This window comes from Pseudomonas sp. Pse79 (assembly GCF_024519615.1).
Lineage (GTDB): Bacteria > Pseudomonadota > Gammaproteobacteria > Pseudomonadales > Pseudomonadaceae > Aquipseudomonas > Aquipseudomonas veronii.
This window is the reverse complement of sequence record NZ_JALJRR010000016.1, coordinates 97,484-112,044: the sequence shown is the minus strand read 5'-3', so window position 1 is coordinate 112,044 and position 14,561 is coordinate 97,484. Positions and strand designations below refer to the sequence as shown.

13 protein-coding genes are annotated in these 14,561 nt (G+C 62.5%); 8 read left to right on the top strand and 5 right to left on the bottom strand.

Going from position 1 to position 14,561, the window contains the following annotated elements; all coding sequences use genetic code 11:
* Window positions 1-536 precede the first annotated feature (536 nt).
* The 3 genes from NR164_RS20375 to NR164_RS20365 all read right to left on the bottom strand — a co-directional run bounded on the left by NR164_RS20375 (window position 537) and on the right by NR164_RS20365 (window position 5,123).
* Window positions 537-752, bottom strand: a complete 216-nt coding sequence (locus NR164_RS20375; protein WP_017848546.1) for a hypothetical protein — start codon at window positions 750-752, stop codon at window positions 537-539.
* 234 nt (window positions 753-986) lie between these two features.
* On the bottom strand, window positions 987-2,093 hold the full coding sequence (gene aguA / locus NR164_RS20370; protein WP_079442641.1) for an agmatine deiminase: 1,107 nt from the start codon (window positions 2,091-2,093) through the stop codon (window positions 987-989).
* Between the two features lie 120 nt (window positions 2,094-2,213).
* Window positions 2,214-5,123 (bottom strand): aminotransferase, encoded by a 2,910-nt coding sequence (locus NR164_RS20365; protein WP_256823183.1) that lies wholly within the window; start codon window positions 5,121-5,123, stop codon window positions 2,214-2,216.
* A gap of 154 nt (window positions 5,124-5,277) precedes the next feature.
* On the opposite strand from NR164_RS20365, the gene rfbB reads away from it, so the two are divergent.
* The 7 genes from rfbB to NR164_RS20330 are packed head-to-tail and all read left to right on the top strand — an operon-like array spanning window position 5,278 to window position 12,349.
* Complete coding sequence (rfbB, locus tag NR164_RS20360) at window positions 5,278-6,360, top strand: dTDP-glucose 4,6-dehydratase (RefSeq protein WP_046488737.1); 1,083 nt, start codon at window positions 5,278-5,280, stop codon at window positions 6,358-6,360.
* Window positions 6,357-7,232 carry a glucose-1-phosphate thymidylyltransferase RfbA gene (gene rfbA / locus NR164_RS20355; RefSeq protein ID WP_256823182.1) on the top strand — a complete coding sequence of 292 codons (876 nt, stop codon included), beginning with the start codon at window positions 6,357-6,359 and terminating at the stop codon, window positions 7,230-7,232. Before rfbB ends, rfbA begins: the two co-directional genes overlap by 4 nt.
* Window positions 7,229-7,774 carry a dTDP-4-dehydrorhamnose 3,5-epimerase gene (gene rfbC, locus NR164_RS20350; protein ID WP_046385038.1) on the top strand — a complete coding sequence of 182 codons (546 nt, stop codon included), beginning with the start codon at window positions 7,229-7,231 and terminating at the stop codon, window positions 7,772-7,774. Before rfbA ends, rfbC begins: the two co-directional genes overlap by 4 nt.
* Window positions 7,771-8,640, top strand: coding sequence for a dTDP-4-dehydrorhamnose reductase (gene rfbD / locus NR164_RS20345; RefSeq protein WP_079442639.1), 870 nt, complete (start codon window positions 7,771-7,773; stop codon window positions 8,638-8,640). The genes rfbC and rfbD overlap by 4 nt, the downstream gene beginning before the upstream one ends.
* A gap of 36 nt (window positions 8,641-8,676) precedes the next feature.
* Entirely contained in the window at window positions 8,677-10,485 is a 1,809-nt protein-coding gene (locus tag NR164_RS20340) for an ATP-binding protein (RefSeq protein WP_046385040.1), read from the top strand.
* Complete coding sequence (locus tag NR164_RS20335; protein WP_046385041.1) at window positions 10,482-11,867, top strand: sigma-54 dependent transcriptional regulator; 1,386 nt, start codon at window positions 10,482-10,484, stop codon at window positions 11,865-11,867. The genes NR164_RS20340 and NR164_RS20335 overlap by 4 nt, the downstream gene beginning before the upstream one ends.
* Window positions 11,868-11,893: 26 nt before the next feature.
* Window positions 11,894-12,349 (top strand): thioesterase domain-containing protein, encoded by a 456-nt coding sequence (locus NR164_RS20330; RefSeq protein WP_079442638.1) that lies wholly within the window; start codon window positions 11,894-11,896, stop codon window positions 12,347-12,349.
* A 60-nt stretch (window positions 12,350-12,409) separates the two neighbouring features.
* Here the strand turns inward: NR164_RS20330 and cysQ are convergent, their stop codons facing one another.
* Entirely contained in the window at window positions 12,410-13,246 is an 837-nt protein-coding gene (gene cysQ / locus NR164_RS20325; RefSeq protein ID WP_256823181.1) for a 3'(2'),5'-bisphosphate nucleotidase CysQ, read from the bottom strand.
* A complete protein-coding gene (gene nudE / locus NR164_RS20320) occupies window positions 13,243-13,809 on the bottom strand; it encodes an ADP compounds hydrolase NudE (protein ID WP_017848557.1) in 567 nt (188 codons plus the stop codon). Before nudE ends, cysQ begins: the two co-directional genes overlap by 4 nt.
* 87 nt (window positions 13,810-13,896) lie before the next feature.
* On the opposite strand from nudE, the gene yrfG reads away from it, so the two are divergent.
* The gene (yrfG, locus tag NR164_RS20315; protein ID WP_046385044.1) at window positions 13,897-14,559 is read left to right on the top strand and encodes a GMP/IMP nucleotidase; all 663 of its coding nucleotides are present in this window, start codon (window positions 13,897-13,899) and stop codon (window positions 14,557-14,559) included.
* The last annotated feature ends 2 nt before the right edge of the window (window positions 14,560-14,561 follow it).

Here is a 14,561-nt window from a genome sequence, read left to right as displayed (position 1 = left end):
TATTGCTGTTTTGGTGTCGACTTTTTCCGAAAAAAACAAAGCCCGCGGACGACTGAACTGCCGCAGGCCTTTTCTTATTGGTTGAGTCATGGCTGTTAGCCACAGGCGTTGGACGCAATGCTAGTCTTGCGTTGAACTATGTGTCAATTTCGCGAATCGTCTGTATTTAGGCAAAAAAATTCTAAGCCACGGCCTACAGCGCTTCGGCCATCACCTAGAAATCTTATCCATACAGAAAAAATACGGACCCACTAACATATTTTATAAGTCGAACGCGTGGGAACAGGCACGCGCACAAATGCAAATAATTGTCATTATTTCCAAGTAAGGTCTTATGCGCTTAAGCGAACCATGTGACGCAGATTCAGCCCGAAGATCTGTCGTCACATCATGGTGAGGGGAACCTGCTGTTTCTAAGACTGAACCGACTTTAAATGAGAGCCTGCTCGCGACAGGTATAGCTCAATCACTTATTCAGTGAAGGGCACACCGCAATGGCGAACATGCTCCCTCGCCGATGGTTGATCGGCGAGTTCTCAGTTATTCATCAATTCGCACAATGCGTGCATTTCTTCGTCGCTGAACAAGCCTGCCGGGTAGCGCTCACTCATCACACTGAATAAATCAGGCGGCTGCCTGACCTGCCGTGAGCCATGTGCCTTCAACCAGAGCGCCAGCGCATGGATTTCGTCACTGTTGACTCGCACGGGGTGGAACGTGCGCGTGTGCATCAAGTTGATATCGACATTCATTTCAGCGCTCTCTCCTACTGCATGAGCGGCTAACTTACTCAAGGTTTATGACAGAACTGCGCAGTCATCACCGTGGGCCACTGTGACAATACCAATACAAGAGCTATGCCAATGTGCAGTATTTATAGGCAGTTGGACACAAAAAAGCCCACGGCCTTACGGGGCCGCGGGCTTGCTGTGAACGCTAGAACCGAGTGGCGCCCGGTCGTCGCTCCGACGTTGTTACAACCGCACTCAGTTTTTCTGCGGGGCAGGCTGTTGTTGGGTCAGGCAATGGATATTGCCCCCACCCAGTAACAGTTCGCGGCCCGGCACCATCACTACTTCGTGCTGCGGGAACAGGTTCTGCAGGATTTCGCGGGCCTGGTTGTCCAGCGGGTCGTCGAAGCTCGGCGCGATGATGCCGCCGTTGACGATCAGGAAGTTGACGTAGGAACCGGCCAGACGCACGGAAGGGTTGCGCTCCTGGCTGCCGTCCACCGGGTCCACACCCGCGCACTCTGCTTCGGTGGCATAAAGCGGCCCCGGAATCGGCATTTTATGCACTGTGAACGAGCGGCCCCGGGCATCGGTGCTGCTTTGCAGCACGTCCATGGCGGCATGGCAGCGTGAGTAGTTCGGGTCTTGCGGGTCGTCGGTCCAGGCCAGCAGCACTTCGCCCGGGCGTACATAGCAGCAGAAGTTATCCACATGGCCGTCGGTTTCGTCGTTGAACAGGCCGTCGGGCAACCAGATGATCTTATCCACAGCCAGGTTGGCGCTCAGCACCGCCTCGATGGCTGCACGGTCGAGATGCGGGTTGCGATTGCGGTTGAGCAGGCATTCTTCGGTGGTGATCAGGGTGCCTTCGCCGTCGACATGAATCGAGCCGCCTTCCAGCACAAACCCTTCGGTGCGGTAGCGCGGCGCACGCTCGATCTCGAGGATCTTGCCGCCAACCTGCGCGTCACGGTTCCACGGCGCATACAGGCCGCCGTCAAAACCGCCCCAGGCGTTGAAATCCCAGTTCACGCCGCGCACTTCACCACGGTTGTCGATCACGAAAGTCGGGCCGGTGTCGCGCACCCAGGCGTCGTCGCTGGACATTTCCACCACGCGGATATTGGGCACGTCGAGGCGGGCACGGGCGTTTTCGTACTGGCCGGCGGAAACCGCCACGGTGACCGGCTCGAAACGCGCGATAGCCTTGGCCACCGCCACATGCGCGGCCTGCGCCGGCTTGCCACCCAGGCGCCAGTTGTCCGGGCGCTCGGGCCAGATCATCCAGGCCTGGGTCTGTGGCGCCCATTCGGCAGGCATATGAAAGCCATCGGCGCGAGGTGTGCTGTGCAGGGTGGTCATGGCGATCAGGGCTCCGAAAGGGTGAAGGCCGACTTTATAACCGATAAAAATCGGCCTTAAAAGCATCAAAACAACATAGCCGATAAATATGACAGCATTTAATCGATAACAATCGATTATTTACAACTGTTCGTCCAGCACCTTCGACAGCATGTCGACAAAGAAATCCACACTGCGTCTGGAGGTGACCATCGGCGGCTTGATCTTGAGAATGTTCAGGTAATCACCGGTCGGCTGCATGAAAATCCCCAGCTCACGCAAGCGGTCGCACAGCAGTGTGGTCTCTTCGGTGGCGGGTTCCAGGGTATGCCGGTCGCGCACCAGCTCCAGGCCCAGATAGAAGCCGGACCCATGAACCGCGCCGACCAACGGGTGACGGTCGATCAGGGCTTCCAGCCGCGCCTTGAAATGCGCGCCGACCACTTGGGCGTTTTCCCAGAGCTTTTCTTCCTCCATCACATCCAGCACCGCCATGCCGATCCGGCAACTGACCGGGCTGCCCCCCGATGACGAGAAGAAATACCCCTCGGCCTCCAGCGCCTCGGCAATCTCGCGACGGGTGATCACCGCCCCCAACGGCTGACCGTTGCCCATGCCCTTGGCCATGGTAATGATATCGGGCACCACGCCCTGCTCTTCAAAGCCCCAGAAGAAATGCCCCATGCGGCCATAACCCACCTGAACCTCATCGGCGATGCACACGCCACCTTGGGCGCGCACCAACGCATACACCTGCTGCAAATAGCCCGGTGGCAGGGAGATGCCCCCGGCATTGCCATACACCGGCTCACAGATGAAGCCGGCCAGTTGGCGCTGGCTAGCGGCGATTTTCGCCAGGTTGTGTTCCACACTTCGCACGTAATCCGGCGCGCTGTCCTGCCCGCGGAACTCACCGCGATAGGTATTGGGCGCGGTCACCGGGTGAACCCAGTCCGGACGACTGCTCAGGGCCTTGGGGTTATCGGCAATCGACGTGGACACCGCATCCGCCGCCACCGACCAACCGTGGTAGGCCTCCAGCACACTGAGCATGTCGCGCCCGCCGCTGTAGGCCCAGGCCAGGCGGATGGCCAGGTCATTGGCCTCGGTGCCGCTGTTGACCAGGAAGACCCGGTCCATGCCGTCCGGCGCCAGCGCCAGCAAGCGCTCGGAGAATTCGGCAATCGCCGCATAGTGAAAGCGCGAGTTGGTGTTGAGCAGCGACCACTGCCGCGCCGCCACCGCTGCCATGCGGGGGTGACCATGGCCGAGCACGGCGACGTTGTTGAGCATGTCCAGATAGGAGCGGCCCTGCATGTCGATCAGATGGTTGCGCCAGCCTCGTTCAATGCGCGGCGGATCGACGTAATAATGCTTCTGCGAGCGCGCGAAGCTGGCATCGCGTCGCGCCAGCAGGGCTTGGGGGTCGAGCTCGGGTTCGGCATCGCAGGCCAGCCCCAGCAGCGCCGAGGGTGACGGGCATAGTGCTTGCCACGCCGACGCCCGGCTCGGCATGCAGAACAGCGGTGGCTCAACGTCGGCGCGGCACCATTGCACGGTCAGGGGGGCATGGACCTCGCCCAGTATTTGCCCTTCCACCACCGCCGCTCCCGCGCTCAACGAGGTGCTTACGCCCCACAAGCGCAGGCTCAACGGACCATCCTGCACGCACAGCAAGCCACCGGCACCGACACGCAGCACCCCAGCGAAGGGCGCCTCCACCGCTGTACCGTGGGGCAGGTGCAACTCGACATGCAGCGGGAACGTCTGCGGTTCCGTGGCGCTGTCCGGGCAGGTGCGCGACAAACGGTATTGGCCGTAGCGACTGGCGGCCAACCCGTGAACCGCCGCAGCCTCGTCCAGTAAGCGCCGGTCAATCCCCGGCTGTTCCCAATTACCCGCTTCGAAGTGTGGGCTGAGCACTCCCAGGTCGATCAGCGCGAACTCGCGTCCCACCAGCCCCGGCAAGAGCGGCGCGAACCCCTCGCTGGCGATCGGTGGCAGCGTCTGCCCGACACAGAGCAGGATCGCCGCCTCCATCAATTCAAACGGCACCGACGTTGCAACCTGGAAAATTTCCCACTCATGCTCGGCGTTTTTCAACAGGTAGTCGTTATCGGGGTCCAGGCGTTGCTGCTGTTCGCTGCTGAGCACCAGCACCGCCGCACGGGCGACGATCAGTGGCCATAGCGCCTGCAGTTCTTCGCGCTGCAACGGCGTAACGGCATGACAGGCCTGGATTGCCGGCAAAATGGCAAAGGGATCGCCCTGGGCATGGTGCAGCAAGGCGGCGCAGGTCACCGACAGGTCGGCGATGCGCCAGGTGTGCACCAGATCGCCGAAATCGATCACCCCCTGGATCTGCCAATGACGCAGGGCATCGCGCTGCCAGACCACATTGTCATCGGTAATGTCCATGTGTACCGCTTGCCACGGCAAGTGATCCGCCAGGGGCCGAATGCGCTCACCGACCTGCTCGGCGACTTGCTCCAATGCCGCGCGGTGGGGCAGGTCTGGCAGGGTCGCCAGCAGGTGGCTGATCAGTTCCTGCGCGTGGCGCGGGTCCCATTGCAGGGTCCGCTCCAGGCCCGGATGCGCAAAATCGGCCAGCGCCTGGCTCATCCGCCCGCACAAGTCACCGAAGCCTGCGATGACCTCGCGGCCCACGTGAGGCAGGTGGGTCAAGGGCTGGCCGTCGATGTAATCCAACAGCCGCAGGTGCAGGGTTTGCCCGTCGACGGTCACGGTCAGCAGGTCCTCACCGGTCAGGGCCTTGATGACTCGGGGGACGCGCAACCCGTCCTGCGTCTGCAAGGCGTGGAGCGCGGCATGCTGGGCGTGCAATTCGACGGCGGCGTAGTCGCCCAGGCAGATTTTCAGAACAAAGCGGCCATGGTTGGTGTCGATGCTGTAGTTGAGGTCTTGTTGGCTGCCCAGGGACCGTAAGGTGCCAGTGAGGCCGTAATGCTGCTCAAGTAACCGAATCGCCTGGTCGGGCCCCACTTGCGGGCAGGGTAGGCTGGCGCGATGGATCAACGTAGCGAGCAACATGGGGCGACCTCGGCTTTTTTGTCAGGCGCTTATATCGCCATTATTGAGGGGGGTTAGGCAACCCCTTCGCATACCGTGCTTGCGCGACCCTGCCGCACAACTCAAGCTATGCTCCATCCGCTTAACGTCCGTCCAAGGAAAAGGCCCTCCGAACATGCGCATTCTTGTCACTGGCGGCGCTGGTTTCATCGGCTCTGCCCTGATCCGCCACCTGATTCAACACACCGAGCACGAAGTGCTCAACCTGGACAAACTGACCTACGCCGGCAACCTGGAGTCGCTGACCAGCATCGCGTCCAACAGCCGCTATGAGTTCGTCCAGGCCGATATCGTCGACCAGGCCACCGTCAGCGCCGTGCTCGCGCGCTTCGAGCCCCAGGCGATCATGCACCTGGCGGCCGAGTCCCATGTCGACCGTTCCATCGACGGCCCGTCGGATTTTATCCAGACCAACATTGTCGGCACCTACAGCCTGCTGGAAGCCGCCCGCGCGTATTGGCAAACGCTCGCAGAGCCGGCCAGGAGCGCGTTCCGCTTCCACCACATCTCCACCGACGAGGTGTACGGCGACCTGCACGGCGTGGACGATCTGTTCACTGAAACCACGCCCTACGCCCCCAGCTCGCCCTACTCGGCCAGCAAGGCCGCGTCCGACCACCTGGTTCGCGCCTGGCAGCGCACGTATGGCCTGCCGGTATTGCTGACCAACTGCTCGAACAACTACGGGCCGTTTCATTTCCCCGAGAAGCTGATCCCCCTGGTGATCCTCAACGCCCTCGCTGGCAAGCCGTTGCCAGTCTACGGCGACGGCTTGCAGGTCCGCGACTGGCTGTTCGTCGAAGACCACGCCCGTGCGTTGCTCAAGGTGGTGACCGAAGGCGTGGTCGGCGAGACCTACAACATCGGCGGCCACAACGAGCAGAAGAATATCGACGTGGTACGCAGCATCTGCGCCCTGCTGGAAGAGCTGGCACCGCAACACCCGGCCGGTGTCGCGCACTTTGCCGACCTGATCACCTTCGTCAAGGACCGCCCCGGCCACGACCAGCGCTACGCCATTGATGCCAGCAAGATCGAACGCGAGTTGGGCTGGGTCCCGCAAGAAACCTTTGAAACCGGGCTGCGCAAAACCGTGCAGTGGTACCTCGATAACCTGGAATGGTGCCGCAGGGTCCAGGACGGCAGTTATCAGGGCGAACGATTGGGCAATACCGACATGAAGGATCTGCTTGCATGATGAAGGGAATCGTATTGGCCGGCGGCTCCGGCACCCGTTTGCACCCCATCACCCTGGGCGTGTCCAAACAACTGTTGCCGGTGTATGACAAGCCGATGATCTACTACCCGATCTCGGTGCTGATGCTCGCGGGAATCAAGGACATCCTGGTGATCTCCACGCCGGTGGACTTGCCGCAATACCGCAATCTGCTGGGGGATGGCAGCCAGTTCGGTGTGCGTTTCAGCTATGCAGAGCAGCCGTCGCCGGACGGTTTGGCTCAAGCCTTCATCATTGGCGAAGCATTCATTGGCGACGATCCGGTGTGCCTGATCCTGGGCGACAATATTTTCCATGGCCAACACTTCGGTGATCAACTGCGCACCGCGGCCGAACGCCCGTCCGGGGCGACAGTATTCGGCTACTGGGTCAAGGACCCGGAGCGTTTTGGGGTGATCGACTTCGACAAGGAAGGCCGCGCCCTGTCCATCGAAGAAAAACCAGCCAAGCCCAAGTCGCCCTATGCCGTCACCGGCCTGTATTTCTACGATAACGACGTGATCAAGATCGCCAAGTCGGTCAAGCCCTCGCCCCGTGGCGAACTGGAGATCACCGACGTGAACAACGCTTACCTCAAGCGCGGCGACTTGCATGTGGAGCGTTTTGGACGTGGCTTTGCCTGGCTCGACACCGGCACCCACGACAGCCTGCTTGAAGCCTCGACCTATGTGCAGACCATCGAGCACCGCCAAGGGCTGAAAGTCGCCTGCCTCGAAGAAATCGCCTACGAAAATGGCTGGATCGATCGTGACCATCTGCTGGAACGCGCCAAGTACTTCGGCAAGACCGGTTATGGCCAATACCTGTACTCGCTGGCCGGAGAACACCCGTGAATGTAGTGCAAACTTCACTGCCCGGCGTACTGATCCTCGAACCGAAAGTGTTTGGTGATGAGCGCGGTTTTTTCTACGAAAGCTTCAATGCCCGTGCCTTTGAAGCGGCCACCGGGCTGCAGCGCGACTTCGTGCAGGACAACCACTCACGCTCGCAAAAAGGCGTGCTGCGGGGTCTGCACTATCAGCTTGAACATACCCAGGGCAAACTGGTGCGTGTCATTGCCGGCGAAGTACTCGACGTAGCCGTCGACATTCGTCGCAGCTCGCCGAACTTCGGTCAATGGGTCGGCGTGCGCCTGTCGGCACAGAACAACCGCCAACTGTGGGTGCCGGAAGGCTTCGCCCATGGTTTCGTGGTGTTGAGCGACTACGCAGAATTCCTCTACAAGACCACCGATTACTACCAACCGAGCGCCGAGCGTAGCATCCTCTGGAATGACCCTACGCTGGCCATCGACTGGGAACTGACCGAACCGCCGCAACTGTCCTCCAAGGACCAGGCCGGCAAACTGCTGATGGAAGCCGACCTGTTCCCATGAAGATCCTGATCACCGGCCAACACGGCCAACTCTCCCAAGAGCTGCAACAACGACTCCTGGGCCTGGGCGAACTCATCGTGCTGGGCCGCGACAGACTGGACCTGGCTCACGTCGACCAGATCCGCCAGCAAGTGCGCGCCCATCGCCCCGACCTGATCATCAACGCCGCGGCCCACACCGCGGTCGATCAGGCCGAAAGCGAGCCGGACGCGGCCTTCGCGATCAACGCCACCGCGCCCGGCGTTCTCGCCGAAGAAGCCAAGGCCTTGGGCGTGCCGCTGATCCATTACTCCACCGACTACGTGTTCGACGGCAGTAAACCTGCGCCCTACACCGAAGCCGACACACCCAACCCGCTGGGCGTCTACGGCCAGAGCAAGCTCGCCGGTGAGCAGGCGATCGTGGCAGTGGGGGGCGAATACCTGATCCTGCGCACCAGTTGGGTCTACTCCCTTCACGGCAAGAACTTCCTGTTGACCATGCAGCGTCTGCTGCAAGAAAAACCGCAGATGCGGATCGTCGCCGACCAGATCGGCGCGCCGACCTGGGCCGGCACCATCGCCAACAGCACCCGCGCGTTGATCGAGCGCTGGCAGGCCGGGCAAGCGGGCGACTGGGGTATCTATCACCTGACCGCCCAAGGCGAAACGTCGTGGTTCGGCTTCGCCCAGGCGATTGGCGAGCACCTGCGCGCCACAGGCAAACCCTGCGCCGACCTGGAAGCGATCCCGTCCAGCGCCTACCCGACGCCGGCCAGGCGCCCACTGAACTCGCGCCTCGATTGCAGCCGCCTGCAACAGCAGTGGCAGGTCAGCCAGCCGCTGTGGCAAGACGCATTGCGCGAGTGTCTTGCACAGCAGCACTAGGCATAATGCGCCTGTACCCTCAGGCGCATGACTCCCATGACCCCACCCCTCCCGCGAAGACCCCGCTGGCGCAGCCTCGCCCTGTTGGCGCTGTGCCTGGCGCCGCTGCTGTGGCCGCTGGAGCACCTGGCCGAGCGCTACTACCGCAGCGAACTGGCCGGGCAGAACCGCCAGACCCTCGACCTGTACGTCGCCAACCTGCTGGGCACCCTGCACCGCTATGAAGTGCTGCCGCAGATCCTCGGCGACTTGCCAGCCCTGCGCACTGCGCTGGCGGCACCGCAGGTCAGTACCAACCTGGCCAACGCCAACCTGTTGCTCAAGGACGTCGCCGCCCAGGCCGGGGTCGAAGTGATGTACCTGATGGACACCACCGGCAAGACCCTCGCTGCGTCCAACTGGGACAAGCAAGACAGCTTCGTCGGGCGCAATTTCTCGTTCCGCCCGTATTTCAGCGAAGCCATGGCCGGGCGCCTGGGCCGGTTCTTCGGCTTGGGCACTACCTCGGCCAAACGCGGCTACTTCTTCGCCGCCGCGGTGCGCGATGGCGAGAAAGTCATCGGTGTGCTGGTGGTCAAGGTCGACCTGGACCACACCGAAAGCCTGTGGGGCAACACCCCCGAGCAACTGCTGGTCACCGACCACAACGGCGTCGTGATCCTGACCTCGCGCCCGCAATGGCGGTTCCGCGCCACCCGGCCACTGACAGACGAAGAGCGCCAGGCGATCATCGCGATCCAGCCCTACCCGACCCGCGATCCGCAACCGCTGGCCTTGAGCCCGACGGCCTGGCTGCGCCAATCCACGGCCATCGCCGAAACCGGCTGGAACGTGGAGATCCTCGCGCCACAATCGTTGATCAACCGCCCGGTACGCACCGTGGTCGCGGTGGGCGGCGCCACGCTGTTGGTGCTGATGTTGCTGCTGGGCCTGATGATGCAGCGCCGTCGACACTACCTGGACCGCATCGCCTTCGAAGCCAAGGCCCGACGCGAACTGGAAATGCGCGTGGCCGAGCGTACCAGCGACCTGGAAGGGCTCAACCGGCGCCTGAAACAGGAAGTGCTGGAGCGCGAACATGCGCAGCAGGAACTGGTGCGCGCCCAGGACGACCTGGTGCAGGCGGGCAAACTGTCGGCGCTGGGCACCATGTCGGCGAGCATCAGCCACGAGCTCAATCAACCCCTGGCGGCGATTCGCAGCTACGCGGAAAACGCCGAAATCCTGCTCGACCACGAGCGAACCGACGACGCGCGCGGCAATCTCAAACTGATCAGCGAGCTGACCGGGCGCATGGCCTCGATCATCGCCCACTTGCGCGCGTTCGCCCGCCGCGATCGGCATGCGCCGGAAAGCGTCGCCCTGCAACCGGCGCTGGACGACGCGCTGGCGTTGCTGGCCAAGCGGCGGCGCGCGATGGAAGTCGAGCTGATCCGCGATTTGCCCGAGGCGACCTTGTGGGTCGAGGCCGGTGAAACCCGCCTACGCCAAGTGCTGGGCAACCTGCTGGCCAATGCCCTCGACGCCCTCACCGAAAAAGGCCCGCCGCGCAAACTCTGGCTGAGTGCCGAAACCACCGAGCAGGGCGTCAACCTGTACATTCGCGACAACGGCCCGGGGTTTTGCATGGAAGCCCTGGGACGCGCCAGCGAGCCGTTCTATACCACCAAGACCCGCACCCAGGGCCTCGGGCTGGGCCTGGCGATCTGTGACACCTTGATGCGTGCCTTTGGTGGCGAACTGCTGTTTGCCAACCACAAGCAAGGCGGCGCGCTGTTAACCTTGAAATTGCGTGCCGGCTCGCCGGGCGTCAGTCTGCAACCGTCCGAGGACCGCAGTGTATGAGTATCGATAACCAGATTCAGGTGGTGTTGATCGACGACGATCCACACTTGCGTCAGGCCCTGTGCCAGACCCTGGACCTGGCCGGGCTGAAAGTCCTGCCCCTGGGCGAAGCCACCGGCCTCACCGCGCAGCTGTCGCGGGATTGGCCGGGCGTGGTGGTCAGCGATATCCGCATGCCCGGCATGGACGGCCTGGAGTTGCTGGCCGAGCTGCACGGCCAGGACCCGGAGCTGCCGGTGCTGCTGATCACCGGCCACGGCGATGTACCGCTGGCGGTGCAGGCCATGCGTGCCGGTGCGTATGACTTCCTCGAAAAGCCGTTCGCCAGCGACGCCCTGCTCGACAGCGTGCGCCGCGCCCTGGCCCTGCGCCGGCTGGTGCTGGATAACCGCAGCCTGCGCCTGGCCCTCAGCGATCGCCAGCAATTGAGCACGCGCCTGGTCGGGCATTCCCCGCAAATGCTGCGCCTGCGCGAGCAGATCGGCGCGCTGGCGGCAACCAAGGCCGATGTACTGATCCTCGGCGAAACCGGCGCCGGCAAAGAGGTGGTCGCCCGCGCACTGCACGACTTGTCGAGCCGGCGCAGCGGGCCTTTCGTGGCGATCAACGCCGGGGCGCTCGCCGAGTCGGTGGTCGAAAGCGAGCTGTTCGGCCACGAGCCGGGCGCCTTTACCGGCGCGCAAAAACGCCGCATCGGCAAATTCGAATTCGCCAACGGCGGCACATTGTTCCTCGACGAAATCGAAAGCATGAGCCTGGATGTGCAGGTCAAGCTGCTGCGCCTGCTGCAGGAGCGCGTGGTCGAGCGCCTGGGCGGCAATCAACTGATCCCGCTGGATATCCGCATCATCGCCGCCACCAAGGAAGACCTGCGCCAGTCCGCCGACCAGGGCCGCTTCCGCGCCGACTTGTATTACCGCCTCAACGTCGCACCGTTGCGCATTCCGCCGCTGCGTGAGCGCGGTGAAGATGCGCTGATGCTGTTCCAGCACTTTGCCGACGAAGCCAGCAGCCGCCATGGCCTGCCGCTGCACGAATTGCAGCCGGGCCAGCGCGCACTGCTGCTGCGCCACAGTTGGCCGGGCAATGTGCGGGAATTGCAGAACGCCGCCGAGCGCTTCGCCCTGGGCCTGGAGTTGGCGCTGGACAACACCCCGGACAATCTCTCCGCCGGCCTGCTGACCTCCACCCCCGGCGGCCTGAGCGAACAAGTCGAACAGTTCGAAAAAAGCCTGATCGCCGCCGAACTGAGCCGCCCCCACAGTTCCCTGCGCAGCCTCGCCGAAGCCCTCGGCGTACCGCGCAAGACCCTGCATGACAAACTGCGCAAGCACGGCCTCAACTTTGCCGACAGCGCCAGCCACAGCAGCGACGACGAATGACCCACCCTATCCGCCAAGAGGCCGCCATGAGCCGCGACAGCCGTTACCTGGAATCTATCCTCCACCACGACATCCCCCTCACCCGGGAAATGGGCCTCAAGGTGCTCGACTGGCAACACGGCCAATTGCAACTGCACTTGCCCCTGCAAGCCAATATCAACCACAAGAGCACCATGTTCGGCGGCAGCCTGTATTGCGGCGCGGTCTTGGCGGGTTGGGGTTGGCTGCACTTGCAGTTGCGTGAAGAAGGCATTGAAGACGGGCATATCGTGATCCAGGAAGGGCAGATCAGTTACCCGCTGCCGGTCACACGAGACGCGACCGTGATCTGCCAGGCGCCGGAGGAGAACGTGTGGAAGCGCTTTGTGGCGACGTACAAGCGCCATGGCCGCGCACGGTTGACCCTGGAAACGTGGATTGTGAATGACGGCAGTGACGAGCGGGCGGTGGTTTTCAGCGGCCAGTACGTCCTGCACCGCTAGCCGCCGCGCCACAAAACAAAGTGGGTGCAAGCACCCCCTACATTTTGATCTGCTGAGGCCTTAAGTGCGGGCCAGGGTGAGCAGGCGTTCGCGCCACGCGGCTTTGGCCGGCAGCGCCAGGAAGAACGGGTTCAGCAACGATTCCCGCGCCGGATAGCTGAACGGCTCGCCGCTCAACTCCAGCACTTCGCCGCCCGCACCTTCGAGCACGCCCTGGGCTGCGGCGGTATCCCACTGGGAGGTCGGCGCCAGGCGCGGGTAGCAATCGGCACTGCCTTCGGCCAACAGGCAAAACTTCAACGAGCTGCCGATATTCGCCAGCTTCAACTCACCCAAGCCTTCGCTCAAGCCCTGGAGCAAACGCTCCTGCTCAGGGCTGCTGTGCCGGCGGCTGGCAACCACGGTAAACGCCTCGCCGGCGGCCGGGGCCAGGCGCACCTGGATCGGCCTGGGCGCTTCGTTCACATCGGAGCGCCACGCCCCCAGGCCCGCGCCGCCAAAGTAGCAACGGCCGCTGGTGGGCATCGACACCACGCCAAACACCACGCGGCCCTGTTCGATCAACGCGACGTTGACAGTGAATTCATCGCTGCCGGAAATGAATTCCTTGGTGCCATCCAACGGGTCCACCAACCACCAGCGCTGCCAGCCGGCACGCACGTTCTGGTCGATATCGGCGTCTTCTTCAGAAAGCACCGGGATGCTCGGGTCCAGCGCGGTAAGGCCGGCGAGAATCAGATGATGAGCGGCAAGGTCGGCCGCCGTCACGGGTGAATTATCGGACTTGGACGTCACGGCCACATTGGCGCGCCAGAACGGCATGATGACTTCACCGGCCTGGCGCGCCAGCTCGATCACCGGGGCAATGAATGGGTGGCCTAAAAACAATTCGCTCATGCGCTGAACACTCCACGCTGGGTCAACAGGTCTCGTACCAGGTACAGCGCGGCCAGGGCACGGCCTTCGCTGAACTGCTCGTTTTGCGCCAGTTGCGCCAGCTCGCGCAGGTTGACCCGGTCTACACGCATCGGCTCGGGTTCATCGCCTTCCAAGCGTTCTTCATACAGATCGGTGGCCAGTACCACCTGGATTTTCTGGCTCATGTAGCCAGGCGACAGCGAAAGCTCGGTGAGGTGCTCCAACTGGCGTGCGCCATAGCCGGCTTCTTCCTTGAGTTCACGGTCCGCCGCCGCCAGCACATCCTCGCCCGGCTCGATCAAACCCTTGGGCAGCGAAAGCTCGTATTCGTCGGTCCCGCCGCAGTATTCCTCCACCAGCAACGCATGCTCGGCGTCGATCATCGCCACGATCATCACCGCGCCGTAGCCGGCACCGCGCCCCACCAGGCGCTCGTAGGTCCGTTCTACGCCGTTGGAAAAGCGCAATTGCACTGCTTCCACGCGGAACAAACGGCTACTGGCGACTATTTCGCGGGAGAGGACGGTGGGTTTCTGGCGCATAAGCGGCTCCTTGGGGTGATCGGGTTACTATACCGTGGCTTTTCCGATTGTCTGTGTCGGATATCTTTACTTACGTGAGAACGCCCCATGCCCTCTTTGCCCTGGCACGCCATCGACACCGTTCTGCTGGACATGGACGGCACCCTGCTCGACCTGCATTACGACAACCACTTCTGGATGGAACACCTGCCCCAACGCTACGCCGAGTTGCACGGGGTGAGCCGTGCCATGGCCGAAATGGAGTTGCAGCCTCTGTTCGAGCGTAACGCCGGCCAGTTGCAATGGTATTGCCTGGATTTCTGGAGTACCGAGCTGAAAATCCCGGTGCGCGAACTCAAGCAGGAAACCGCCCACCTGATCGCCCTGCGTGCGGATGCCGATACGTTTCTGGCGGCGATCCGACAGGCCGGCAAGCGCGTGATCCTGATCACCAACGCGCACCGTGATTCACTGTCATTGAAGATGGAACGCATCGAGCTGGCGCCGTATTTCGAGCGGATGATCAGTTCCCACGACTACGGTTTCGCCAAGGAAAACCCACAGTTCTGGGACGCCCTGCAGGCCGATATCGACTTCGACCCGGCGCGCAGCCTGTTTATCGACGACACCTTGCCGATCCTGCGCAGCGCCAGGGACTTCGGCGTGGGGCATTTGCTGGCGGTGAAAGAGCCGGACAGCAAAAAAGGGCCAAAGGACACCGGGGAATTTGCGGCAGTCGAGGATTATCGGGATCTCATTGTCGGACTCTGAAC

Coding starts and splice junctions, on each gene's coding strand:
- NR164_RS20375 (WP_017848546.1), bottom strand. CDS start 752: ATGAATGTCGATATCAACTTGATGCACACGCGCACGTTCCACCCCGTG.
- aguA (WP_079442641.1), bottom strand. CDS start 2,093: ATGACCACCCTGCACAGCACACCTCGCGCCGATGGCTTTCATATGCCT.
- NR164_RS20365 (WP_256823183.1), bottom strand. CDS start 5,123: ATGTTGCTCGCTACGTTGATCCATCGCGCCAGCCTACCCTGCCCGCAA.
- rfbB (WP_046488737.1), top strand. CDS start 5,278: ATGCGCATTCTTGTCACTGGCGGCGCTGGTTTCATCGGCTCTGCCCTG.
- rfbA (WP_256823182.1), top strand. CDS start 6,357: ATGATGAAGGGAATCGTATTGGCCGGCGGCTCCGGCACCCGTTTGCAC.
- rfbD (WP_079442639.1), top strand. CDS start 7,771: ATGAAGATCCTGATCACCGGCCAACACGGCCAACTCTCCCAAGAGCTG.
- NR164_RS20340 (WP_046385040.1), top strand. CDS start 8,677: ATGACCCCACCCCTCCCGCGAAGACCCCGCTGGCGCAGCCTCGCCCTG.
- NR164_RS20335 (WP_046385041.1), top strand. CDS start 10,482: ATGAGTATCGATAACCAGATTCAGGTGGTGTTGATCGACGACGATCCA.
- NR164_RS20330 (WP_079442638.1), top strand. CDS start 11,894: ATGAGCCGCGACAGCCGTTACCTGGAATCTATCCTCCACCACGACATC.
- cysQ (WP_256823181.1), bottom strand. CDS start 13,246: ATGAGCGAATTGTTTTTAGGCCACCCATTCATTGCCCCGGTGATCGAG.
- nudE (WP_017848557.1), bottom strand. CDS start 13,809: ATGCGCCAGAAACCCACCGTCCTCTCCCGCGAAATAGTCGCCAGTAGC.
- yrfG (WP_046385044.1), top strand. CDS start 13,897: ATGCCCTCTTTGCCCTGGCACGCCATCGACACCGTTCTGCTGGACATG.